Genomic DNA, 22523 nt, shown 5'->3' with positions numbered 1-22523 from the left:
GCCGCGCTTCGCTCAAGACCGGAGACAAGATCTCCCTGCGCATGAACCCCTTGCGCGACGGCAAGAAGGGCGGCCTCTTCCTCGACCTCAAAAAGGCCGATGGAAAAGTGCTCGATTCAGGACTGCCCAAGGATGGCACGCCGATCAACGTGCCCAAGGTTTGAGGAGAAAACCGATGAAACACGCACTTCGTCTTGCGCTTGCAGCGGCGCTCCTCGCACCGGCAGGCGCAGCCTTCGCCCACCATTCCTACGCCATGTTCGACATGAACAAGACCGTGCCGCTGGAAGGCACGGTGGTTAAGTTCAAATGGCAGAACCCGCATGCCTTCATCGAGATCGACGTGCCGGTGAAAGGCCAGACCGAACGCTGGGCTATCGAAATGACCAGCCCCAACAATCTCACCAATGAAGGCTGGAAACGCACCACCCTGAAGACCGGCGACAAGGTGACGTTGAAAATCCATCCGCTGCGCAATGGCAGCAAGGGCGGCAGCTATGTGGCGGTCCGCAAGGCCGATGGCTTCATGCTGGGGGATTGGAAATGAAGCGCTTTCTATTGGCCAGTTCGCTCGCCTTGCTGCTTGCATCACCCGTATCCGCCCAGCTTGGCTCTGTGACAGCTTCCCCTCCGCCGGACGGGCTGCAGGAAGGCCAGAGCGCGGGCTATCCCAAGGGCCGCTATGCCGCGCTGGATGCCCTGCCTGACTGGGGCGGCATCTGGTTCGGCCAGTTCCGTGCAGGCGATTCCGGGGCTGGATCACCCAAGCTCAAGGGGGAGTTCAAGACCCGCCATGAAGCCTATCGTGCGGATGTGAAGGCCAATGACGGCGTAGTGAAGCGCAGCAAGTCCAACTGCTCGCCGCCGGGCATGCCGGGCATCATGCAGACCTTCCAATACCCGTTCGAGTTCATCTTCTCGCCCGGGCGGGTAACGATCAACCAGGAAGCCTGGATGCAGACCCGCACGATCTGGACGGATGGGCGCACTCATCCTCCTTTGGAGGAAATCGACCCGACCTTCATGGGCCATTCGATTGGCCATTGGGAAGGCGATACGCTGGTGGTCGATACGATCGGGGTCAATGACACGCTCGAACTGCAGCGCGGTATGGGCCATTCGCCCGCTTTGCGCATTACCGAGCGGATTCACCTCGACCCGGCCGATCCCAATGTGCTGCTGAACGAGATGGTGCTGGACGATCCCGAAGCGCTGGAAGAGCCGTTCAAGCTGACGGTCCGCTATGGCCGGGATCGCAACGGCATGCTGATCGAATTCCAGTGCAGCGAAAACGATCGCAATCAGATCGACGAACACGGAAATACGATTTTCGAATAACCCGCTGGGCAAGGGCTCGCCGCCGGACGCAGAAGCCGGTGGCGGGCCCTTGAATTTCCTTTCAGGCCGCGCGCGGGCCGAACAGGATAATCGCCGCCCCGCCCAGGCACACGGCGCCGCCGATCAGATCCCAGCGATCAGGCCTTGCGCCTTCCACGGCCCAGAGCCAGGCGAGGGCCGAAACGATGTAGACCCCGCCATAAGCGGCATAGGCGCGGCCCGCATGATCGCTGTCGATCAACGTCAGCAGCCAGGCGAACAGCGCGAGCGAGGCCATGCCCGGCACTAGCCAGAACGGAGACCTGTCCATCCGCAGCCACGCCCAGAAGGCAAAGCATCCGGCAATTTCGGCAAGCGCTGCAAGAATATAGGCAAGGGCGGTCATGCCCCGATCATAGGGCAGGCCCTTGCTGGAGAAACAAAAAATAGGCGCGGCCGGAGTGACCATGGCCGCGCCCAGTGCGACCCCGCTGGGAAAATGGGGGTCGGGAGAGTCTCGTCTAGAAGGTCTTCTTCACGCCGATGCGGAACTGGCGCGGTTCCACGATACGGCTGTTGCGCCCCTCGATCCCCTCGGCCGGTTCGCCGGGGAAGCGGGTGACGTAGAAATAATCGATGTCGTCGCCCTTGGAATTGAGCGCGTTCAGCAATTCGCCGTAGACTTCCCAGCCCTTCAGCATCTTGCTGGTGGGGGTCCAGGTGGCGCGGAAGTTGACCAGCGTCGTGGCCTTTCCGCGCTGCGAATTATCCTCGATCAGGGGGTGCGGGCCGAGATAGCGCAGGCGCGCCGCCGCGTTCCATTCACCGAACAGTGCCGAAACGCCCAGCTCGCCGGAGCTTTCCAGCGCGCCCGGCACGTAGTTCTCTCCTTCCGGCAGGCCGACATAATGGGCGGAGGAGCCCGTGAGAACGCCGTCAAAAGCCAGCCAGCTATTGGGCTTCCAGAAGGCAGTCAGTTCATAGCCATGGCGCACGCCGGGATCGCTGGGCTCCACCGCGCCGCTATCGCCGACATAGATCAGCTCGCTCTCGATCGAGCTCCACCAATAGACGCCGGTGAAAATCAGCCCGCCCTTTTCGACACGGAAACCCAGTTCCTCGAAATCGCCTTCAACCAGGCCCGGTGCAGGATCGGTGGGGTTGGTTACGCCGCGCGCATCGTTGGAATGGAAGCCCTCGCCATAATTGGCATAGAGGGCGATGCCGTCCGCGATCTCGTAATTGATGCCGATCTTGGGCGCGAAACTGTCATCCTTGACCACTCCGCTCCAGCCTGCCTCGCCGCCAAGGTCGGTGGTGCGGAAGCGATACCAGTCATTACGGATACCGCCGATCACCATCAGCCGGTCGACGGGCTGCCAGATCGCCTCGGCATAGAGGCCGGCAGAGGATTCCTTCACGGCGAAGGCGGTCTTCACATAGTCAAACTGGCCATTGATCGTATGGTCCAGCCCCACCGGATCGATCGAATCCTCCCGCAGCTCCGTTCCGACGCGCAGCTTGAGCCTGTCGGAGACAGTGAAATTGCGTTCGATCCTTCCGCCATAGGACCACAGTTTCTCATATTGGCGCAGCTGGTCGCCGTTCACCGGATCGTCGAGGAAATAGGTGAAGTTGGAGAGCAGGCTCCAGTCATAATGCTGGGCCCAGCCCGTCAGGCGCCAGTCGTCATCTTCATAATTGAGCGTGAAGGTCTCGCGTTCGGTCCGGCCACGCAACGTATGGTCGAGCGAGCCGTAGCGATCCTTTACCAGCCAGCCCACCGTGCGTTCCGGCAATTGCTCGGTCGGCGCCCAGGTGGCCTTGAAGATGTTGAGCGAGGCCCTGAACTCGCCCACGCCCAGCGGGGCGGAATATTTGACGAGGGCCGAATAGCCTTCAAAATCCTCTGGCAGTTCCCAAGGGCCGTTGTTGAGTTTGGCCTGGCCTGCCACGAGCAAATTGCCCTTGCCGACCTCTGCCGAGCCGCCCGCGACTACGCGGCGATAGCCATATTCGCCCGCCTCGACTGCGGCGAAAGGCGCCATCTTGTCACGAGTGGTGATGAAGCTGGAACCGACGAAGCTGAAATCGCCCGTGTCGGCGCGATAGGGGCCCTTGCGGTAATCCACCCGCTCCACGACTTCGGGGATCAGGCCGTTCACATCCAGATAGCCCTGGCCGTGGCCATGGGTCCGGAAATTCTGCGGCATATCGTCGATATAAAGCGCGAAATCCGTGCCGTGATCGAGGTTGAAGCCGCGAAGGAAATACTGGTTGGCCTTGCCTCCGCCCGAATGCTGGGTGGCGATCAGGCCGGGTGTTGCCTCCAGCAATTCGCCGGGACGCAGCAGGGGGCGGATTTCGATGTCTGCACCTGCCACTCCGCCTTCGCTGGCAGCGATGGCCTGGCCGATACGCTTCTCACCGCGACCATAGACGATGATTTCGCCATGCCAGTTGACGGCATTGTCGGGGGTTTCGTCCGTGCCTTGCTCGTCCTTCGCCTGTCCTTGGGAAGAGACGGCAGGCGCATCCTGCGCCCAGCCGGCCGAGGCCGTGCATAACAGGCCGACCGAGGCCACCCCCGCCAGCAGGTTCCGGTCGTGGCGGGACAGTGCGACAAAATTTTTGGACAAATCCGATCCCCAGCTGTTAGTTGCATTCTGCTTGCAGGTCGTTTGGGGAACCGCCTGCACCGTTCCAAGTTAATTACGGTAATCAAGCGTTACATCGCGTTACACCTGCCTGAATGCGCCGAAATCGGGGGTTTCTCATTGGATGACATGACCGCAGAACAGACCGGAACGGGTGCTGGCGACACTGCCGCATTCGCTACCGAAGTCGCGCGGGTTAAGTCCAGCGGCGTTTTGGGTGAAGGCGGGCGTCTGGCGGAGCTGTTCGCTTTCCTCGCCGGGCGGGGGCCGTCGGCCGAGCCGGCGACGCAGATCGAGATTGCCGAGACCGTGTTCGGCCAGGCCGCCAGCGAGAATGACGATGCCACGGTGCGCGTCTATATTCACCGTCTGCGCAAGCGGCTCGAGGAGTTTTATGGCCAGGATGGCGCGGAGGATGCCCCGGGCAAGCTGACCATTCCATCCGGCACTTATGCGCTGCGCTTCCTGGCGGCGGAGCAACCCCAGCCCCGATTGCCGCTTCATCGCGATCCGCGCAAATGGGCGCCATGGGCAGCAGTAGCGGCACTGGTGTTGCTGCTTGCCGTGGCCTTCGGCCTTGGCCGCGCGACTGAAAGGGGCGCGCCGGAAGTCAATCCGATCTGGCGGCCCTTCCTCGAATCCGACCGGCCGATCGTGGTGGTTATGGGCGATTATTACATCTTCGGGGAAATCGATCCGATGAACCCGGAGGCGGGCCGTCTGATTCGCGATTTCTCGATCAATTCAAAGACCGATCTGGCCCGTGCGCAGGAAGCAAATCCCGCTCGCTACGAGATGACGGAAGATATGGGGCTGAATTACCTGCCTTTCTCTTCCGCCTATGGCCTGACCGAACTGATGCCGATCCTTACCCAGCATCACAAGCGGGTGACGATCATGCCGGCCTCTCAGGTGACGAGCGACACGTTCCAGACCAGCAATGTCGTCTATATCGGGCTGATCAGCGGGATGGGCCTGCTGGAAGACGTGAATTTCATGAATTCCGGCTTCTCCGTGGGCGAGAGCTATGACGAGCTGATCGACGGCAAGACCCGCAAATCCTATATCAGCGGGGAGGCTCTGAGCCTCGCTTCCACGCGATATTACCGGGATTACGGCTATTTCACCGAATTCACCGAACCCGGCGGGGCACTGGTGGCGGTTGTCGCTGGTGCGCGCGACACGGGCCTGCGGGGATTATCGCGCATCCTGGCATCGCCCGATCTGCCCGAGCGGGTCGAAACGCTGGCCGAGGATGGCAAGGGCTTCGAGACCTTGTTCGAGATCACCGGACAGCAAGGCGCGGATCTCTCCGACCGGCTGATGGTGGCCTATCGCCGGCCTTAAGCGAACCTATTCTTCTTCCAGCAGGCTGGCGGCGCGCGCGAGCAAATCTTCCGCGCGCTTTTCCAGCGCCTCGTCATAGCGCACCTTGGGGATTGCCACCGAAAGCGCCCCTACCACTTCGCCCTTGATCCGAACCGCCCGGCCGATGCCGTTGATGCCGAGGCTGTATTCCTCCTCGATATGGGCGAAGCCCCGCTGGCGGAATTCGGCGAGCTGCTTGCGCAGCTTGGTTTCGTTGATGATGGTGTTGGGCGTGAATTTTTCCAGCTTCACTTCAGCGAAATAGCGATCGAGCTCCTCGTCGCTCAGTGCCGCGAGTACGGCCTTGCCGGAAGCCAGGGCATGCATCGGCAGGCGGGTTCCGGTAATCACCGCATAGCGGAGCGCCTGCTCGCTCATTTCCGTGGCGATGGGTTCGATTTCCCAGCCATGGCGCACCCAGAAGCTGGCGGTTTCGTTCAGCTGGATGCGCAAGGTCCGTACCAGCGGAGCGGCCCGTTCCAGCAAGGAAAAGGCGCCGCCCTTGGCTTGCAGCCGCTCCAGCCCGGGGCCGGGCGTATAACGCCTTCCCTCGCGCTGAAGATAATCGCGATCCGCCAGAGTGGAGAGCAGATAGGAAAGGCTGCTGACGGGGATACCCAGCGCATTGGAGATTTCCTGCGCCACCAGCGGCCGCCCGGCGGCGACGACATATTCGATGATGTCGAGTGTGCGCGTCGCCGACTTGACGCTGCTGGATTGGGCCCCCGCCTTCGCTTCCATGGATCAGGCGATCCGCGCGTCCGCGATGTCCGCGCCGTCGCGCAGGGCCCGCAGCTTCTTCCAGGTCACGGCGGGGTCGATCTTGCCATAGCCCGCGAAAGTGCCGAAGCCGCAATCGCTGGAGGCAATCACGCGATCCTTGCCCACGATGGCGGCGAACCGCTCGATACGCTGGGCGATCAGCTCGGCGGTCTCGATATAGTTCGAACAGCTGTCGATCAGGCCGGGGGCCAGGATCTTGCCTTCCAGATCGGCCTTCTTCCACACGACCCATTCATGCTCGTGTCGCGGATTGGCCGCTTCGAACAGGATGGTCGAGGGGCGCGCGGACAGGACGATGTCGATGATCCGTTCCAGCGGAATGTCGAAATCATGCGGGCCTTCGTAATTGCCCCAGCACACATGCATGCGCAGCTTTTCCGGCGGAATGTTCTTCGTCGCTTCGTTCAGCGCTTCCACATTGGCGCGTGCGATCTTGAGGAACTCTTCCTCCGTCAGGTCCTGATAGCCAGTGTGCCGGCTCATCGCCAGATCGGGGCAATCGAGCTGAAGGTCGAAGCCGGCCTCCACGATCGCTTCATATTCCGGCTGCATCGCCGCTACGAGATCGGCCAGATAGGCTTCGTGTGTGGGGTAATACTGGTTCGGCTGAAAGGCCGTGATGAGCCCGGGTGAGGCCGAGTTCATGAAGGCGGCCACGCCGTGCCCGTGCCCGGCCAGAGCGGCCTGGAAGCGGCGAATGTCATCGTGCAGCGGCTGAAGATTGACCAGCTTCACCGGCGCGATGGCACTGGCGCGGGTAAATTCCTGCGCGCCCATGATGGCGGAAAGCTTCTGGGCCAGTTCCGGCACTTCGGCCAGGTCCAGCGCGGGCTTGCGCGGGGAATGGCCGCCAAAGCCGGAAAGACGCTCGATAATATAGGTCGAATAGCCGACCTTGCCGAGTTCGCCGTCGCTGACGATGGAAACCCCGGCCTCGACCTGCTGGACCACTGCCTCGTTCACTGCTTCCTGCACGACGCGGTCAAATTCCTCCACGTCATAAGGCTCGCCCTTGTCCCGGGCCAGCAGCAGCGGAACAAGTTCGGGCCCGCGGGGCAGGCTGCCGACATGGGTGGTTTTGATCAAAGTCAGGGCTCCTTCAGGTCAGAAGGCCCATGTTTCATATATGCGAAATAAACGCAAGTGTGAAAGAGCGGCGCGAAGCTCGCTCTTCCACAAGAAGAACCTGGCCTTGTTCAGACGAGAGCGCAGCCCACGCTTTCTATCTTACCATCCTTCAAATGGTAATGAATATACTGCCGCATTTCCTGCACCTCTCCTGTCTGGATCGGAAAGAATTGCGGCATTCCGTTCTCCAGCAGGATTTCAGGCGTCAGATCGTCAATGCCTTCGATCCGGACAACCCCTTCAACAGCTGCCATCTCATCGGAGCCGGCAAACCGCTCCACTTCCACGGTCTCCTTCACATATTGATGCAGGAAGCCGTAGAAATCCTTCAATTGCTGGCGACTGGTGATCTCTATTCCGAAAAACGCCATGCGCGGATTTTCGGCATAGAAGTCAAACACGGCATCGTAGTCGCGCGCGTTGAAAGCCGCGACATAGCGTTCATAATCCTCTCGGGTCATTCCCGGTCCCTCTCATTTTACGGAGTGTCCTTGCCTCGCTTTGTAACGACCGTTAGAAAACCGGCAAGGGAGAGATGCCGATGGCGACAGGTTCTGCAGAGAGTTTCGATTACATCGTGGTGGGCGGCGGCTCGGCCGGCTGCGTCATGGCCGCGCGGCTGAGCGAGGATTCGCGAAACAGGGTTCTCCTGATCGAAGCTGGTGGCAAGGACGATCACATTTTCCTGCGCATGCCGCTGGCTTTCCTCAAGGCGATGCCCGATCCGCGCTTCAACTGGACCTACTGGACCGAGGAAGAACCGCATCTGAACGGACGCCGCATGCCTCTGCCGCGCGGCAAGGTGATGGGCGGTTCGGGCTCTATCAACGGCATGTTCGCCATGCGGGGCCATCCGCTGGACTACGATCAGTGGGCCCAGATGGGCGCGCGTGGCTGGTCCTTCGCGGATGTGCTGCCCTATTTCCGCAAGATGGAGGACAGCTGGCGGGGCGAAAGCCAGTATCACGGCAAGGGTGGCCCGGTTGCCGTCCGCCCGATCGATTCGCCTTTCCTGCTGCACGAACCGATGATGGCCAGCGCCAAGGCCGCCGGGTTCGAGACGACTGAGGACCTCGCCGGCGACAAGCCGGAAGGCTTTGCCCGGGGTGAGCAGACCGTGGACGCGAAGGGCCGCCGGGTGAGCGGCGCCACCGCCTATATCAAGCCTGCCCTTGGCCGCCCCAATCTTGTCGTGCGCACCGGCACGCTGACCCGGCGCGTGGTATTCGAAGGCAAGCGCTGCGTCGGCGTGGAAGTCGATACTCCCGCCGGCCCGGAAGTGATCCGCGCCAATCGCGAGGTGATCCTCTCGGGCGGCAGCTATAATTCGCCGCATCTGCTGATGCTCTCGGGCATTGGCCCGGCGGAACATCTGAAAAGCCATGGCATCGAAGTCTTGCATGACAGCCCCGGCGTGGGCCGCAATTTGCAGGAACACCCCACTGCCTCGCTCGAGTGGGATGCGACGAAGCGCGTGACTTTCATCAACCAGCTCCGCTGGGACAAGATCGCCTTCAACGCCATCCGCTGGGCGCTGACCGGCACTGGCCCGATGGCTTCGCAGGTGAACAGTTGCAATGTCGTGGTCCGCACCAGCGACAAATATGACCGGCCCGATCTGCAGATCATGGTCAACCCGATCCGCTTCGATGCGCAGACCTGGTTCCCCGGTATTCGCAAGGAACAGGAACATGTGTTCTGGGCCGGGCTGGTGCAGTTGCATCCGGAAAGCCGGGGCTGGGTGGAACTGAAGAGCGCCGATCCGCGCGACGTGGCCGCGGTGACGCTGAACATCATGGCCACCGAAAACGACCGGGCGCAGATGCGCGACGCGATCCGCACCGCACGGCGCATTTATCGCTCCGGCCCGATGGCGGAGCTTGTGGGGCGGGAACGGACGCCAGGCGAAGTGGTGCAGAGCGATGACGAGATCGACGCCTATGTGCGCGAGACCTGCTATGTCGGCATGCATCCCACCAGCACCTGCTCCATGGCCATGGGCGAACGTTCCGTGGTCGATAGCGATCTCAAGGTGATCGGGGTGGAAGGGCTGCGCGTGGTCGATTGCTCGGTCATGCCGACAGTGCCGGGCGGCAACACGAACCTGCCGGTGATGATGCTGGCTGAAAAGGCGGCGGACATCATCAAGGGCCAGAGCCTGCCGCGCGCCGAACTGAGCGAAGGAAAGGCCGCGTGAGCCGCACTCCGCAGGAAGAGGCGAACCTCAAGCTGGTGCTGGACATGTTCGCCCAAGTGCTGAACCCGATGGATTCCAGCGCGGTCGATCGCTTCATCGCCGATGGCTACATCCAGCACAATCAGTCGGTCCAGCCGGGCAAGCAGCCGCTCAAGGACTTTCTCGACATGATCAAGGGCCAGACGCCCGAGGCGGTCCACGATGTGAAGCGCGCCTTCGTGGATGGGGATCACGTGACCGTGCATTATCATGTGCGCCGTTTCCCCGGCGATCCGGGCTGGGCCGTGATCGACATCTTCCGGGTGGAAGATGGCAAGGTGATCGAACATTGGGACGTGATGCAGGACGTGATCGAGGGTGGCCCAAACCCGATTTCACCGTTCTGAGAAGATAAGCCGCTTACCTCGTTTGGCTTGGCCAACGCCGGGCCGAATGAGGAGGCAAAGGGAGAGAATGATGCGTTTCAAGGACAAGATCGTCCTGGTGATGGGCGGCAATAGCGGCATGGGCCTGGCTACCGCCAAGGCCTTCGCGGCGGAAGGTGCCAAGGTCCATATTACCGGCCGCAACCGGCAAACGCTGGACGAAACGGTTGCCTCCGTTCCCGGAAGCAAGGGCTATCAGGCAGACATTGCCGACATTACCTCCAGCGAGGATGTGGTAGCGCAGATCGAGGCCGAGGACGGCCGGATCGACGTGCTTTACATCAATGCGGGCGTTGGGGGCTTTGCGCCCTTGCGAGACATTACTCCCGATGCCTGGGACCACACCCATTCGATCAATCTCAAGGGCTGCGTCTTCGCGTTGCAGAAGGCCGTGCGGATCATGGGCAGGGGCGGTTCGGTGGTCGTCACCGGATCGATCGGCGCCCATGCCAGCCTGCCGGGCAATGCCGTTTATGCCGCGGCCAAGGGCGGGCTCTATGCCGCGATGAAGGTCTTCGCGGGCGAGCTGGTTTCCGAAGGCATCCGCCTCAACATGGTCAGCCCCGGCCCCATCGATACACCGCTGCTCTATCGCAATCCCGGCATGACCGATGAGGCAATCGCGGCCCTCAAGGAAAAGATGATCGAGAACGTGCCGATGCACCGCATGGGCCAGGGCGAGGAAGTGGCCAAGGCCGTGTTGTTCCTGGCTTCTGACGATGCCTCATTCATTACCGCTGCCAATCTCTTCGTGGATGGCGGCATGCTGGAGCTGCGTTGATGAGCTTTTCCGATACTACTCCGTTCCAGCCGCCTTTTTCGACGGTGGACAATCCGCGCATGGAATTCGTGATGGAGGTCCGCCTGACCTTCCCCGAAAACTACACGATCGCGCCCCATCCCAATGGCGGGATGCGCAGCGCCGTGCTGGTGCAGGGCGGCACTTTTGAAGGGCCGAACATTCGTGGTCGCGCCATTCCCGGTTCGGGCGGCGACTATGCCTATTTCCGCCCCGACGATGTCGCCGTGTTCGACGCGCGCTATCTGCTGCAGGAAGATGACGGCACGATCATCCTGCTCAACAACAAGGGCTTCCTGTGGGGCCGCAAGCCCGACACCATGGCCCGCCTGCGTGACTGGGCCTTCAATGGCGGACAGCCTGTTCCTCACGAGGAATATTATCTGCGCGGCAACCCGACTTTCGAATGCCCCGTTGGCAAGCATGACTGGCTGACCAAGCATGTCTTCATCGGCGTGGGGGAGCGCCGCAGCGACGGCAATCTGCTGCGCTATTACGCGTTGGTTTAAGCACATAGGGGTGTGAGGAGAAATGCAATGAGCCGGACGCCTCAGGAACAGGCCAATCTCGATTTCTGCACCCGCATGTATAACGAGATGCTGTTCAGGTTCGATGCCAGCAAGATCGACGAATTTCTGGCGGACGGCTACATCCAGCACTCCACGGCCGCCAGCGAAGGCAAGGAGGGGTTGCGCGATTTCTTCGAAAATCGCGCCAGCCGCTTCAAGGACATCAGCTTCTCGATCAAGGCCAGCTTCGTGGATGGGGATTACACGATCTTCCATATCCACACGGTGCGCTTTCCCGGCGATCCGGGCATGTCGATCATCGACTATTTCCGTCTGGAAGACGGGAAGGTGAAAGAGCATTGGGAAGTGCTGCAGGAAATCCCCGAAACCCTGCCTCATTCCAACGGCATTTTCTGATGGCTCCGGCTGCTGGGGAATAGCCGGACAAAAGCAATGGACGCACGGGCGCGCTTCGCATAGCTTCCCTTTGCGGGCGGCGACGACCGGCCCGCGCATAAAGAACAACATATCGTTTTGGGGGAATCTCTATGCCTGCAGTAGTCGCGCTGGCCCTATCGGTCGGCCTGCTCGCCGTTCTCGACACCTGGCTTTTCGTCGGTCCGCTTGCGTCCAGCATCCTGGCCGGGCTCGTCTGGGTTTCGTTCATTGCCTGGGGCTGTCACTTCCATTCGGGCGGCGGCATCAAGGGCACGACCACGGCCATTGCCTGCATGACCTGGGGCGCCATCGTCGGCATGGGCGCCGTGATGCTCGCATCCGGCCCGCTTGGCAGCGCGCTGGGCGCTGAAATCGGCACCGCCGTAGCCGTCGGTCTGGGCGCCGCGCTGATCTGCCTGTCGAGCGTGGTTCCGCTGCTCTCGACCATTCCGGCCAGCGTCTATGGCTTTGCTTCGATCGCCGGTCCGATCATCCTGCGCGGCGATGCGCCGGAAGCGGCCCTGATGCCTGTGGTTGCCGCGGTGATTATCGGCGCGGTGTTCGGCTATGTGTCGGAAGTGGTGGCAAACGCACTCACGAAGAAAGAAGCGTAAACACGCATTTGCGCTCGCAGGAAGAACTGGGGCGGCACCCGCATGGGGCCGCCCCTTTTCTATGGGCGAAGGTTATGTCCCGGCCTCCGCCTTGGCCAATCGTTCGACCAGCCGGTTGAACATGGTGACGCCCTTGTCATGTGCCGTGGGCATGATGCGAGGATCGGGCGTGCGGTCGATCACGCGCTGCTGGGCTTCGATCATCACCTTGTCCTCGTCAAAGGCCTGGCCGGCTATGCCCATCAGCATGTCGCGCAGAGCCTCGTCGCCATGGCGGCGATGCGGACCCCAAGAGAAGAAATAGCGCGAGGTCTTGCCTGTCACAGGTGTCACCGCCTGGCTGGTGAAGGTCACGCCGCCTGTTGCCCGGTCGATATCCGGAGCGCCGAAATCGCAGGCCCTTGCAGTGCCGAGCGGAAAAATTCCGCCGGTCATCAGCAGGATGCCGGGGATCAGGAAATCATAGGACATATAGCTGTCCATCGGCACATCGCTCTTGCGCGAGGACGATCCGAGCGAATTCTCGATCCAGCGTTCATAACGTATGCCCCGATCGAGCGGAGTAATCTTCGCCTGAGTGGCTGCGAATTCAGGTCCGGCGCCAAAGCTGTTGGTGTGAACGAAGGTCAGGTGGCTGAAATCCAGCAGGTTGTCGTTTATCAGCCGCGCTTCGGCCAGATAGTCCAGATGGCCATGGCCCAATATGTAATCCGGATGATCGAGACCTACCGCAGGCGGGACAAGCGCTTCGTCCGCAAGCTCGGGATCTCCCATCCAGATCCACACCCAGCTATGGCGCTCAACGGTCGGATATGCCCTCACGCGGGCCTGCGGAGGTATGCTCTCCTGCCCCGGAATCTCCACCACCTTGCCATCGGGCCCGAACAGCAGGCCGTGATACATGCAGCGCAGCCTGTCTCCCTCGCAGCGGCCAAGGGAAAGCGGAGCCAGACGGTGGACGCACCGATCCTCCAGAGCGGCCAGAGCGCCACTCTCGCCGCGATAGATCGCCAGAGGTTGATCCAGGATCGTGATCGCAAACGGCTTCCCGTCCTCGATCTGCTCCGACCATGCGGCGACATACCACGCATTGCGCACGTAATTCATGATTTGCTCTTTGGCTTCACACTCTCCCGTCGAAGTTGACTTAACACCGTTAAGGAGTCAATCCATCTCATGATGGCCAAGCGCATAGCCCCCGCCCTGGATCGCAAGCTGGTGGTCGATGCTGCCTTCGCGCTTCTGCGGGAGGAAGGGATCGAGGCGCTCAGCATGCGGCGCCTTGCCGCGCGTCTGCAGGTGCAGGCTCCGGCGCTCTACTGGCATTTCCGCGACAAGAACGAATTGCTGGGCCTGATGACGGGCGCGATCTATCGTCAGGCACAGGAGGAAGTGGGGGCCTGCGCCGACTGGCGTGAATGGCTGGTCGAATATGGCAGGGCCTTGAGGCGCGGCATGCTGCGGGAACGGGATGCGGCGCGGCTTTTCGCCATTGCGCCTCCCGCACCTCAGGGCGAGGCTGCACAGGCGCCGGCCATTGCTGCTCCGCTTACCGATCTCGGGCTGGATCAGGCCAGCGCCCTGAGCGCGAGAGCGGCAGTGATCTCGCTGGCCCTGGGCTGGAGCACTTATGAGGCGAACGGCCCCATGCACCATTTCCTTGAGGGAATGCTCGATCTGGACCGCAGCTTCGAGGCCGGTTTGCAGGCGCTGGTGCGAGGGTTCGAGCCTTTTACGGCCTAGGCTGAAGGCAGGATGCGCCCCCTCATCCAACGAGGAGGGGGCGCCTTGATGCTCAGCCTTTGAGGACTGAGGCGTTCATCTTTTCGCGGCTGACCCAGCTGCCATGAACCTGGCTGCGCAGGGCAAGGCCGGTCTTCACCTTGGCCACCGGACCGGCGGCGACATTGCCCGCATCCACGATCCACAATTCGGAGGAATAGTCCCCCGGGATCTGCTGCGAAGGATCGGGATTGTTCGGAATGTCCACCACGGTCAGCAGCCAGCCATCATGGCCTGCCTCGCTGGAGGGGACATGCGCGGGCTCGCTGATAGCGGCACCGGGGGGGACGCCCATCAATTCCACGCGGCCATTGCCGGGTTCGATCCGCAGCAGGCAGTTGAAATTGGCGCCAACGGGGCCACCCGGCATGGGCGGGCCGCCCTGCGGGTTCATGCTGAGATACCAGGCCACGCGATAATTGCGGCCCTGATCGGCATCGGCGAGGCGCGGCAGATCGCCCGGAGGGCCAAGCGGGCGCTCCTCGATCTGAGGTTCGTCCTTCGACATGTCGAGCGTCCAGCGCACCAGCCCGCCTTGCACTTCCTGCTGCGGGATATTGATGCCGCCGGCTTCACGCATGAAGGAGAAGGCATTGGTGTTGGTCAGGCACAGATCGATATGGACCAGATCGCCATCGTCATAGGCGTTCACTTCGTGGAACACGGAGACGCCGACCGGCCCCTTGATCCACTTCATTTCCTCCACCTTGCCATAACGCGGCATGATGCCGATCCAGCTTTCCAGATCCTGCCGGTGCGCCCAGTGCGCGCCGCCGGCCTTCAGGCGGTCGAGATCGGCCAGAGTGGGGAAGATCGGCCAGATCGCATATTTCTCGGTGATCACGAAATCGTGGATCGTGGAGAGATAGGGCTGCTGGAACCATTGTTCGGAAACCAGATTGCCGTCCTTGTCGGCGATGCAATAGGCCACATGCGGATCGCATAGGCCGCCAGCTTCGTAACCGAAGAAGAACAGTTCGCCCGTTTCCGGATCGATGCGGGGATGGGCGGTGAAGGTCTCGGACTTCAGCGCGCCATTATAGGTCCACTTGCCGACGGTTTCGAGCGTGTGGGGATTGATCTCGTGCCCCAGCCCGTCTTCCTTGGTCATGAACAGGCGACCGGCGTGCCACACGGGGGTGGTGTTGGCGACGGTGCGGTCCACGCCTTCGACGCTGGGATCATCGGTGAAGGGATTGCGATACTGACCGAACAGCGAGCGGCGGGCCGCCTTTTCAGCCTTGTAGCGATCGGTGCCGACCCATTTGATGTCGAAATCCACCGCGCCGTTCTGGATGTTGAAACGCGCCACCATGCCATCGGCATTCAGCGCAATATCATCCGGAAACATCGGGGCGTGGGCATTGTCGGGCACGGCGCGGAAAAAGGCGCCGTCGACTTCTGCGGGAATCTGGCCTTCAACCTCGAGATCGCGCACGGAAATTTCCATCCGGCGCGGTGTGTTGGAACCGATAAAATGAATGGTCTGCGGAAAGGCGTCCATGCCTCGCTTCTCCCCCGGGTTTCTTGTAGAGGCGTTCCTAACGGGTGTTACGATAGCTGCCAAGGCCGAACGCCCGGTTCGGAGGATGAACCGGGGCGGGCCGAAGATTACAGTGGATTCGAAACGCCAGCGAATTGACCGCGCGGGCAACAATCGCGCAGGAAAGGTGTGATGGCAAGCAGGGCGGCAGAAAAGAAAACGCGCAATTCGCAACTCGATCAGGTGCGAATGCTGCATCAGCTCCTGAAGCTGACCAATGTGCTGATGGCCCCGTTTTCCACCCATCTGGCGGATCGCTACAAGATCAGCCTCAACGAATTCCGCTTGCTGATGACCATCGGCGCGCTTGGGGCCACGGCCAGCCATGAAGTGGCGGATATGACCGGCGTCAACGTGATGAGCGTCAGCCGCGCCGTCGCCACGCTGGAGCGTAATGGCCGTATCGACGTGGCGACAGATCCCGCCAATCGCCGCCGCAAGGTGCTGACGCTGACCGAGGAAGGCCGCCGCCTTTACGAGATCATGCGTCCGCAGAGCGAAAAGGTGGCGGAATATCTGTTCAGCGAACTCGATTGCGGTGATGTCGCCGCGCTCGAACGAATACTGGACCGCTTGATCGAGACATTGGAAGCGCGCGACGATAGCGGCAAGTGGCGCTTTCTTGAGGAAACGCGGCCGGATTGATCGGCCCGCCGGCGGCGCTCAGGCCGCCGCATGTTGCAAGCCATGATGGATGCGGAGGCCAAGTTTGCCGAATAATGGAATGAGCGCGGAAACCCGCCGCGCGATCGAAGCGGATTGTACCCGCCTGATCAATCTCTATGCCAATCTCAACGATGCGCAGGACTGGCAGGCCGTCGCGCAGCTTTATGCGGAAGATGCCCTGTTCCGGCGGCCCAGCGGCGGCGATCCGGTTGAAGGGCGCGAGGCTATCCTGGCGAGCTTCCTTGCCCGTGCGCCGCGCGCCCAGCGCCATGTCATCGCCAACACCGTGGTGGATGTGGTGAGCGAGACCGAGGCTACCGCCTTCAGCGCCATCATCCTCTATCAGGGCGATCTGACCGAGGACGGAAGCCTGCCCACCCAGAGCGCGAACTCACCGCTGGTCGGCTGGTATCGCGACCGGATGGTGCTGACCGGCGAAGGATGGAAATTCGCCGAGCGGGCAGGCGGGCTGGACTTCAGGCCCTAACCCCCGATCCCGCGCCGCCTTGCATTACCCTGGGCACCATCAGGGCCAGAACTCCGCAAAGCGCCGCGGGAACCACCAGCACCAGGAAATAGCCGCCGGGAGAAATCCCGGCTTCTATCAGGCTGGCCCCGAAGATCGGCGCGGCGATGGCGCCCACGCGTGACACCGCAACCGCCGTGCCGATGGCTGTGGACAACACGCTTGAGGGAAACAGCTTGGGGGTGAGCGCCATCAGCGCGCCATGAATGCCCGCGATCCCGCCGCCGCCGATCATCAGCAAGGTGGCCCAGAGCGGCACCTGCATCGGCGATGCCCATACGGCCAGGAAGGCAAGCGCGATCACCGCATAGCCCAGCGCAAGGGTGAGGCCGGGCTTCCACCGGTCGATCAGGAAGGCCAGTGCAATGCTGACGGGCAGGCCCGCGCCCTGCATCAGGCCCTGCAGGCGCGAGGGCAGTTCGGCCCCGAACACGTCTTCCGGCAGCACGATCGGCATCCAGCGCACCAGCATGTAGAGCGCAATGGCATTGACCATATAGGCCGCCGTGAACACCGCCATGGGGAAGATCAGCGGGGCACGCGCCAGTTCCATCAACGGAACCCTGGCCCGCTTTTCCACACCGGCGGGCCGTCCGCCCTTGAGGACCAGTGCCAGCCCGAGGCCGAGCACCAGCGCGATGGCGGCGGGCACGAAGAACAGCATCCGCCATCCGCCCCAACTGACCACTTCCGGCGCCGTGAAGCCCGCCAGCATCGCGCCCACGGCAATGCCGGCGGAAACCACGGCCATGATGGTGGAGCGTTTTCCTTCCGGTGCAACCTCGCTCGACAGGGCCGAGACGTTGGCAAGGCATGTGCCGAGGGCCAGTCCGGTGAGCAGGCGCCAGAAGGCGAAATGATGCACTTCGCTGGAGAAGGCGGTCGCGGCGGTAGCCACGGCTATGCCCAGCACGCCGCCCACGATCAGAGGCTTGCGCCCGATCCGGTCCCCCAGCGGCGCGATCAGGAAAGCGCCCGCGCCAAGGCCGAGCAGATCGGCGGATTGGACCATGGCGAAGGCGGTCGGCTCCAGCCCCATTTCCGGCGCCAGCCATTTGAGCGCGAGCGACATGGCGTTGAGATCATAGCCATCGATCAGCATCACGCCCGCCATCAGGACGAGCGCGAGGATAGTCCGCCCGTTCACGTAAGCGGCTCCACCCGGGCATCCCAGGGGGAGGGCATATGGTAGGGCACGGTCAGGAAATCCGCCTCGATCTGCTCGATCGCGCCGCCGCGAATCTTGAAGGCTTCGGCCAGATAATAGGAATGCGGGCGGCGCACCGGGCTGGATGCGGGCGTGCCATCCGTCAGCGTATAGTCGCCCACGATGCCGCAATGGTCGATAAAGCCATAGGCCAGCACGATCCCGCGTTCCTCGTCCACCAGCGGGAAACGGCGGCCGCGCAGGCGGTCGTCATAGCGATACCAGCCCATGCGGAACTGTTCCTCGCAGCCCAGTCGCGCGATGGGCAGGGGGAACTCCTGATTGTTGGTGGTCTGCACGCCGTTTTCCACCCGGTTGCAGGTGGGGAAGAAACGGGTGCGGATCGTGCCGTCATTCCGCTCGATCGTTTCGAAATAGCCATTGGCGATGTCCAGCAATTCCTCGCGGCTGGACTGCTCGCCCGCAGGCACCGGATTTTCCATCGCCGGTTTCCGCTCGAATTTCTGGCCGAGGAAAGGGAAGCCCTCATCGGCATTGCGGGCGACCACGGTTTCCACTTCCGCGATCTTCCCATCCTGCAGGCCCAGCCGGATGGCGGCGGGCGAGGTGGCGTTGGTTTCCTCCACGCAGGTGAACAGCGCCACCTGGCCTGTCTTCACATCGGCGAAGCGCAGATCATAGGGGCCCTGCCCGGTGATCGTGTTCCACAGCCCGTCACCGGGTTGCAGGCGCACGTTGTTTTCCGTGTTGAAGGGATCGTCCGCCCAGCGGATTTTCGACGGATCGCGAGCGTTCAGCGCCGCGAGATACATATCCAGCGCACCATAAAGCTCATCGCGGCTTGTCATTTATTCCCCCTCCTTTGTGGCGGGTATTGCGTCCCGCGCTTGACTCGGCACGATGCTAGAACAAAAGTAACGCCCGTTAAAGTCATGCCGCGTTGCTTCATTCTATCGAAGCGGGAAGCGGCAGGGGAGAGGGTATGGAACCGGCAGGCAAGATAGCCATCGTCAGCGGTGGTAATTCAGGGCTCGGCGAAGGCGGCGTAAAATGCCTGCTGGCGGCGGGCGCGACGGTAATCTCGTTCGATCTGTCGGGCGATGCGCCCGAAGGCGCGGAGTTCATCCGCTGCGACGTGAGCGACGAGGCTTCGGTCAGGGCGGCGGTGGCCGAGGTGATCGCGCGGCATGGCCGGATCGACATTCTCCTGAACAATGCCGGGATCGGCGGCCTCGGCCCGGTGGCCACGCCGGAAGGGCCGGGCGACATGGCGAATTTCCGCGCGATCATCGGGGTGAACCTGCTGGGCGCGACGCAGCTTGTCGGCCATGTCGCGCATCGCATGATGGCCAATCAGCCCTCAGGCCCGGATGGGGAGCGCGGGGTGATCGTCAATACATGCTCCATCGCCAGCTTCGAAGGGCAGCAGGGCATGGGGGCCTACACGGCGTCAAAGTCCGCGCTGGCCGCGCTGACGCTGGTATGGGCGCGCGATCTTTCGCATTATGCCATCCGGGTGAACGGGGTGGCGCCGGGTTTCATGGATACGCCGATGGTGGCCATGCTGCCGCCCGATCTGGTGACGGAACTGCTGGCCGACAACGAATTTCCCAAGCGCGCCGGCCGCGCCGAGGAATATGGCCAGGTGGTCGAATTCATCATCCGCACCCCATTGATAAATGGTGAAATCATCCGTCTGGACGCGGGCGCCCGCCCGCCTGCGCGCACCAAATGGGCTTCGGCCTGACATGTGCACAAGTGACGCAAAGGTAGCATAAAATGGCAGATACGCCCCTTCCTCCCGGTTTCACTGCCCAGAAACTCGATCAGGCGCGCCGCGCGTTCGAAAGCGTGCTGGGCACATCGAAAGTCTTCTTCGAAGAGCTCGACCGGACCAGCTATCTCGACAAATTCGCCGTCAATGATGACGCGCATCATCCCGCCGGGGCCGTCGCGCCCACCAGTGTGGAAGAAGTGCAGGCGGTGGTGAAGATCGCCAACCAGTACCTGCTTCCGCTCTGGCCGATCAGCCGCGGCAAGAACCTGGGCTATGGCGGCACGGCGCCGCTGCTGGCGGGCAGCGTGGTGCTGGACCTGTCGGGCATGAAGAAGATCGAGTTCGACGAACAGTTCGGCACCGTGGTGGTCGAACCGGGCGTGAGCTTTTACGACCTTTACGATTACATCAAGGCCCACAATCTGCCCTTCTGGCTTTCCACACCGGGCAACAGCTGGGGCTCGGTCATGGGCAACGCGCTCGACCGGGGGGTGGGCTACACCCCCTATGGCGAGAACACCAAGAGCATCTGCGGGCTGGAAGTCGTCCTGCCCAATGGCGATCTGGTGCGCACCGGCATGGGCGCCTTCCCCGGCGCGAATACCTGGCAGGCCTATCCCTTCGGCTTCGGCCCGGCGTGGGACCAGATGTTCGTCCAGTCCAATTTCGGCATCGTCACCAAGATGGGCATGTGGCTGATGCCCGAGCCCGAATCGCTGATGGGCATGGATGTCGAATTCGACAGGGCGGAAGATCTGAAGGCCATGGTCGATGTGATCGGGCCGCTAAGGCGCGAACGCGTGCTGACGCAGAGCCCTTCCATCGGCAACTGGCTGCGCGCGGCGGCCGTTCTTACCCGGCGTGACGAATGGACCGACAAGCCGGGCGCCCTGGGCGAGGATGTGATCTCCGCCATCCGCAAGAAGTTCAACATCGGCTGGTGGGGCGTGTCGCTGCGCCTCTACGGGCGCGAGGAGGTCAACAAGGCCGCCTATAAGGTGCTCGAAAAGGCGATGAACGACATCAAGCCGATGCTCATCAAGCCGACTGCCTGGGTAAAGGGCCAGCCCAAGGAATATTCGGGCTGGACCGGTACGCCCATGACCTTCCCGATGCAGAACGTGAACTGGTACGGCGGGCGCGGCGGGCATATCGGCTTCTCGCCCATTCTGCCGCAGGACGGCACCAAGGCGCTGGAACAGTTCAAGCGCACCTATGCCCGCTATCAGGAATGGGGAATGGATTATCAGGGCAGCTTCGCCTTTGGCGAACGCCACCTGATCAACGTCAACGCGATGATCTTCGACAAGGACAGTCCGGAGATGATGGCGAAGATCGATCCCTTCTTCCGCACGCTGGTGAAGGATGCGGAAGCGCAAGGGTACGGCGAATATCGCACCCATCTGGATTACATGGACCTCGTGGCCAAGACCTATAGCTGGAACAATGGCGCGCTTACCCGCCTCAACGAGACAGTGAAGGATGCGCTCGATCCCAATGGCATCCTTGCCCCGGGCAAGAGCGGGATCTGGCCGAAACGCCTGAAGGGGGAGCGCGGACAATGAAGACCGGCATGTCCAAACCACTGTATCTGGCAGCGGGTGCGCTGCTGCTCGGCACTTTCGCGGCCTGTTCGGGCGGCGCGGAGGAAGCGCCTGCCACTCCCGCACCGCGCGCTGGCCCGGCCCCGGCGCCCGATCCCGTCACCCTTGCCATGCGCCCCAATGCGCAGGGCGGGGAGAAGGCCTATGTCGAAAAATGCATCATGTGCCATGGTGCGAACGGCATGGGCTCCGGCCTGCTCGCCCGCCGGATGGACGTGCCGGATCTGGAAGCGCGCAAGGATCTGGACAAGAGCTACGTCATCCTCGCCGCGCGCCACGGCATCGGCAACATGCCCGCTATCCCGCGCGGCGAGGTGAGCGATGCGGAGCTTGGCCAGATCGCGGAATATCTCGCCAGCGGGAAGGGGCCTGCCGGGGGCTCGGCAGGGGGCGCGCAGTGATCCCCGCTTCGCTGAAGGCCAGCCGCCGCGCCGTGCTGGGCGCAGGCGCGTTCAGCGCGCTGGCGGTGCCGACGCTGTCCGGCCTTGCCGCATGGCGCTGGCGCCATGGCGAGGCGCGCATCCTGTTGCACGATCCCGCGCTGGAGGCTGGCCGCCGCTTTGCCGAGGCAGGCAAGGCGCAAGGCATTCCTTCCGTGGCCATCGAAGGGGACCGGGTGCGCTTCATGCGGGAAGTGCTGGCGGCCAGGCCCGCCCTGATCGCAGGCATCAGCCGCCATGCGGATTTGCTGCTGATTTCGGAAGTCGCCGCGGAAGCAGGCTATGTCCTCGCCGCCCGGCTCGACGGGCGCGGACGGCAATGTTCCGGCGGAGAATGCCGCCCCGGCTGGAACGCGCTGGGCCGCGTGGCCAAGGCAGCGGGTCATGGCTGGACCGAGGCACTGGCCGCCTACGCCGCCGATCCGCGCGGCGCTGCCCCCGCATTGGCGAGCGCTGGCTCTGCACGGCCGGATGCCGGGCTGGTGCTGGGCTGGGTGCTGGTGCCGAAAGGGTAGGGCCAACTTCAATCTCGTCATTCCCGTGGTTGCGAAGCACTGCCGAAGGCAGAACACGGGAACCCAGTTCCGACGGTTGCTGCTGGATTCCCGCCTGCCGCTTTGCGGCAGTTTATCCTGAGCGACGCCGCAGGCGGCGTCGAAGGGCGGGAATGACGAGGTATAGAGGTAGGCGCTACACCCTCAGCGGCCTTTGCGCTCTTTGCGCGAACCCAGAATACTCACGCGGAGACGCGGAGGCGCGGAGGGAACGGGCCCAGCCGCACC

General features: G+C 62.5%; 25 protein-coding genes. 16 read left to right on the top strand and 9 right to left on the bottom strand.

The genetic code is table 11. The features are described 5' to 3' along the window. The first annotated feature begins 175 nt into the window (after positions 1-175). Both H0274_RS15505 and H0274_RS15500 read left to right on the top strand, forming a co-directional pair. Positions 176-547 (top strand): DUF6152 family protein, encoded by a 372-nt coding sequence (locus H0274_RS15505; protein ID WP_226796528.1) that lies wholly within the window; start codon positions 176-178, stop codon positions 545-547. Next, positions 544-1338 (top strand): hypothetical protein, encoded by a 795-nt coding sequence (locus H0274_RS15500; RefSeq protein ID WP_226796527.1) that lies wholly within the window; start codon positions 544-546, stop codon positions 1336-1338. Before H0274_RS15505 ends, H0274_RS15500 begins: the two co-directional genes overlap by 4 nt. 61 nt (positions 1339-1399) lie before the next feature. On the opposite strand, the gene H0274_RS15495 is transcribed toward H0274_RS15500, so the two are convergent. Further along, positions 1400-1723, bottom strand: coding sequence for a YnfA family protein (locus tag H0274_RS15495; RefSeq protein ID WP_226796526.1), 324 nt, complete (start codon positions 1721-1723; stop codon positions 1400-1402). Positions 1724-1838: 115 nt separating this feature from the next. Further along, a complete protein-coding gene (locus H0274_RS15490) occupies positions 1839-3956 on the bottom strand; it encodes a TonB-dependent receptor (RefSeq protein WP_226796525.1) in 2118 nt (705 codons plus the stop codon). A gap of 147 nt (positions 3957-4103) precedes the next feature. Here H0274_RS15490 and H0274_RS15485 point away from each other — a divergent pair, with 147 nt between their 5' ends. Further along, positions 4104-5321 (top strand): helix-turn-helix domain-containing protein, encoded by a 1218-nt coding sequence (locus H0274_RS15485; RefSeq protein WP_226796524.1) that lies wholly within the window; start codon positions 4104-4106, stop codon positions 5319-5321. 6 nt (positions 5322-5327) lie between these two features. Here the strand turns inward: H0274_RS15485 and H0274_RS15480 are convergent, their stop codons facing one another. The 3 genes from H0274_RS15480 to H0274_RS15470 form a co-directional block, all read right to left on the bottom strand. After that, positions 5328-6083 (bottom strand): IclR family transcriptional regulator, encoded by a 756-nt coding sequence (locus H0274_RS15480; protein WP_226796523.1) that lies wholly within the window; start codon positions 6081-6083, stop codon positions 5328-5330. A gap of 3 nt (positions 6084-6086) precedes the next feature. Further along, positions 6087-7217, bottom strand: coding sequence for a cobalamin-independent methionine synthase II family protein (locus tag H0274_RS15475; protein ID WP_226796529.1), 1131 nt, complete (start codon positions 7215-7217; stop codon positions 6087-6089). 104 nt (positions 7218-7321) lie between these two features. Beyond that, positions 7322-7714 (bottom strand): nuclear transport factor 2 family protein, encoded by a 393-nt coding sequence (locus H0274_RS15470; protein ID WP_226796522.1) that lies wholly within the window; start codon positions 7712-7714, stop codon positions 7322-7324. A gap of 80 nt (positions 7715-7794) precedes the next feature. On the opposite strand from H0274_RS15470, the gene H0274_RS15465 reads away from it, so the two are divergent. From H0274_RS15465 to H0274_RS15440, 6 genes are all read left to right on the top strand, one after another. Further along, positions 7795-9450: a GMC family oxidoreductase gene (locus H0274_RS15465; protein WP_226796521.1), complete on the top strand. Its 1656-nt coding sequence runs from the start codon at positions 7795-7797 to the stop codon at positions 9448-9450. Continuing rightward, positions 9447-9836, top strand: coding sequence for a nuclear transport factor 2 family protein (locus H0274_RS15460; RefSeq protein ID WP_226796520.1), 390 nt, complete (start codon positions 9447-9449; stop codon positions 9834-9836). The genes H0274_RS15465 and H0274_RS15460 overlap by 4 nt, the downstream gene beginning before the upstream one ends. 67 nt (positions 9837-9903) lie before the next feature. Continuing rightward, the gene (locus H0274_RS15455) at positions 9904-10656 is read left to right on the top strand and encodes an SDR family oxidoreductase (RefSeq protein ID WP_226796519.1); all 753 of its coding nucleotides are present in this window, start codon (positions 9904-9906) and stop codon (positions 10654-10656) included. Next, the gene (locus H0274_RS15450; RefSeq protein ID WP_226796518.1) at positions 10656-11183 is read left to right on the top strand and encodes a DUF3237 domain-containing protein; all 528 of its coding nucleotides are present in this window, start codon (positions 10656-10658) and stop codon (positions 11181-11183) included. The genes H0274_RS15455 and H0274_RS15450 overlap by 1 nt, the downstream gene beginning before the upstream one ends. A gap of 27 nt (positions 11184-11210) precedes the next feature. Next, the gene (locus tag H0274_RS15445; RefSeq protein WP_226796517.1) at positions 11211-11600 is read left to right on the top strand and encodes a nuclear transport factor 2 family protein; all 390 of its coding nucleotides are present in this window, start codon (positions 11211-11213) and stop codon (positions 11598-11600) included. A 131-nt stretch (positions 11601-11731) separates the two neighbouring features. Continuing rightward, positions 11732-12235 (top strand): DUF1097 domain-containing protein, encoded by a 504-nt coding sequence (locus tag H0274_RS15440; protein ID WP_226796516.1) that lies wholly within the window; start codon positions 11732-11734, stop codon positions 12233-12235. A 72-nt stretch (positions 12236-12307) separates the two neighbouring features. On the opposite strand, the gene H0274_RS15435 is transcribed toward H0274_RS15440, so the two are convergent. Next, on the bottom strand, positions 12308-13342 hold the full coding sequence (locus H0274_RS15435; RefSeq protein ID WP_226796515.1) for an aromatic ring-hydroxylating dioxygenase subunit alpha: 1035 nt from the start codon (positions 13340-13342) through the stop codon (positions 12308-12310). Between the two features lie 69 nt (positions 13343-13411). On the opposite strand from H0274_RS15435, the gene H0274_RS15430 reads away from it, so the two are divergent. Then, positions 13412-13978, top strand: coding sequence for a TetR family transcriptional regulator (locus H0274_RS15430; protein ID WP_226796514.1), 567 nt, complete (start codon positions 13412-13414; stop codon positions 13976-13978). Between the two features lie 52 nt (positions 13979-14030). Here the strand turns inward: H0274_RS15430 and H0274_RS15425 are convergent, their stop codons facing one another. Beyond that, positions 14031-15521: a carotenoid oxygenase family protein gene (locus tag H0274_RS15425; RefSeq protein ID WP_226796513.1), complete on the bottom strand. Its 1491-nt coding sequence runs from the start codon at positions 15519-15521 to the stop codon at positions 14031-14033. Positions 15522-15692: 171 nt separating this feature from the next. On the opposite strand from H0274_RS15425, the gene H0274_RS15420 reads away from it, so the two are divergent. Further along, the gene (locus H0274_RS15420; protein ID WP_226796512.1) at positions 15693-16205 is read left to right on the top strand and encodes a MarR family winged helix-turn-helix transcriptional regulator; all 513 of its coding nucleotides are present in this window, start codon (positions 15693-15695) and stop codon (positions 16203-16205) included. A gap of 79 nt (positions 16206-16284) precedes the next feature. Beyond that, positions 16285-16713: a nuclear transport factor 2 family protein gene (locus tag H0274_RS15415; protein WP_226796511.1), complete on the top strand. Its 429-nt coding sequence runs from the start codon at positions 16285-16287 to the stop codon at positions 16711-16713. Here H0274_RS15415 and H0274_RS15410 read toward each other — a convergent pair. Together H0274_RS15410 and H0274_RS15405 are read right to left on the bottom strand one after the other, a co-directional pair. Next, on the bottom strand, positions 16703-17899 hold the full coding sequence (locus H0274_RS15410; RefSeq protein ID WP_226796510.1) for an MFS transporter: 1197 nt from the start codon (positions 17897-17899) through the stop codon (positions 16703-16705). The genes H0274_RS15415 and H0274_RS15410 overlap by 11 nt on opposite strands. Continuing rightward, on the bottom strand, positions 17896-18768 hold the full coding sequence (locus H0274_RS15405; protein ID WP_226796509.1) for a hypothetical protein: 873 nt from the start codon (positions 18766-18768) through the stop codon (positions 17896-17898). The genes H0274_RS15410 and H0274_RS15405 overlap by 4 nt, the downstream gene beginning before the upstream one ends. Before the next feature lie 134 nt (positions 18769-18902). Between H0274_RS15405 and H0274_RS15400 the strand changes: the two genes are divergently transcribed. The 4 genes from H0274_RS15400 to H0274_RS15385 are packed head-to-tail and all read left to right on the top strand — an operon-like array spanning position 18903 to position 22256. After that, positions 18903-19667 carry an SDR family NAD(P)-dependent oxidoreductase gene (locus tag H0274_RS15400; RefSeq protein WP_226796508.1) on the top strand — a complete coding sequence of 255 codons (765 nt, stop codon included), beginning with the start codon at positions 18903-18905 and terminating at the stop codon, positions 19665-19667. Between the two features lie 32 nt (positions 19668-19699). Further along, positions 19700-21262, top strand: a complete 1563-nt coding sequence (locus tag H0274_RS15395; protein WP_226796507.1) for an FAD-binding oxidoreductase — start codon at positions 19700-19702, stop codon at positions 21260-21262. 8 nt (positions 21263-21270) lie between these two features. Beyond that, positions 21271-21702, top strand: coding sequence for a c-type cytochrome (locus H0274_RS15390; protein ID WP_226796506.1), 432 nt, complete (start codon positions 21271-21273; stop codon positions 21700-21702). Then, complete coding sequence (locus tag H0274_RS15385) at positions 21699-22256, top strand: hypothetical protein (protein ID WP_226796505.1); 558 nt, start codon at positions 21699-21701, stop codon at positions 22254-22256. Before H0274_RS15390 ends, H0274_RS15385 begins: the two co-directional genes overlap by 4 nt. Positions 22257-22523: the final 267 nt, after the last annotated feature.

Origin of the sequence: Fulverythrobacter ferritrahens (assembly GCF_020539485.1) — a bacterium.
GTDB classification, from domain to species: Bacteria; Pseudomonadota; Alphaproteobacteria; order Sphingomonadales; family Sphingomonadaceae; genus Andeanibacterium; species Andeanibacterium ferritrahens.
The sequence above is the reverse complement of the archived record's forward strand: the minus strand, read 5'-3'. Positions and strand labels throughout refer to the sequence as shown.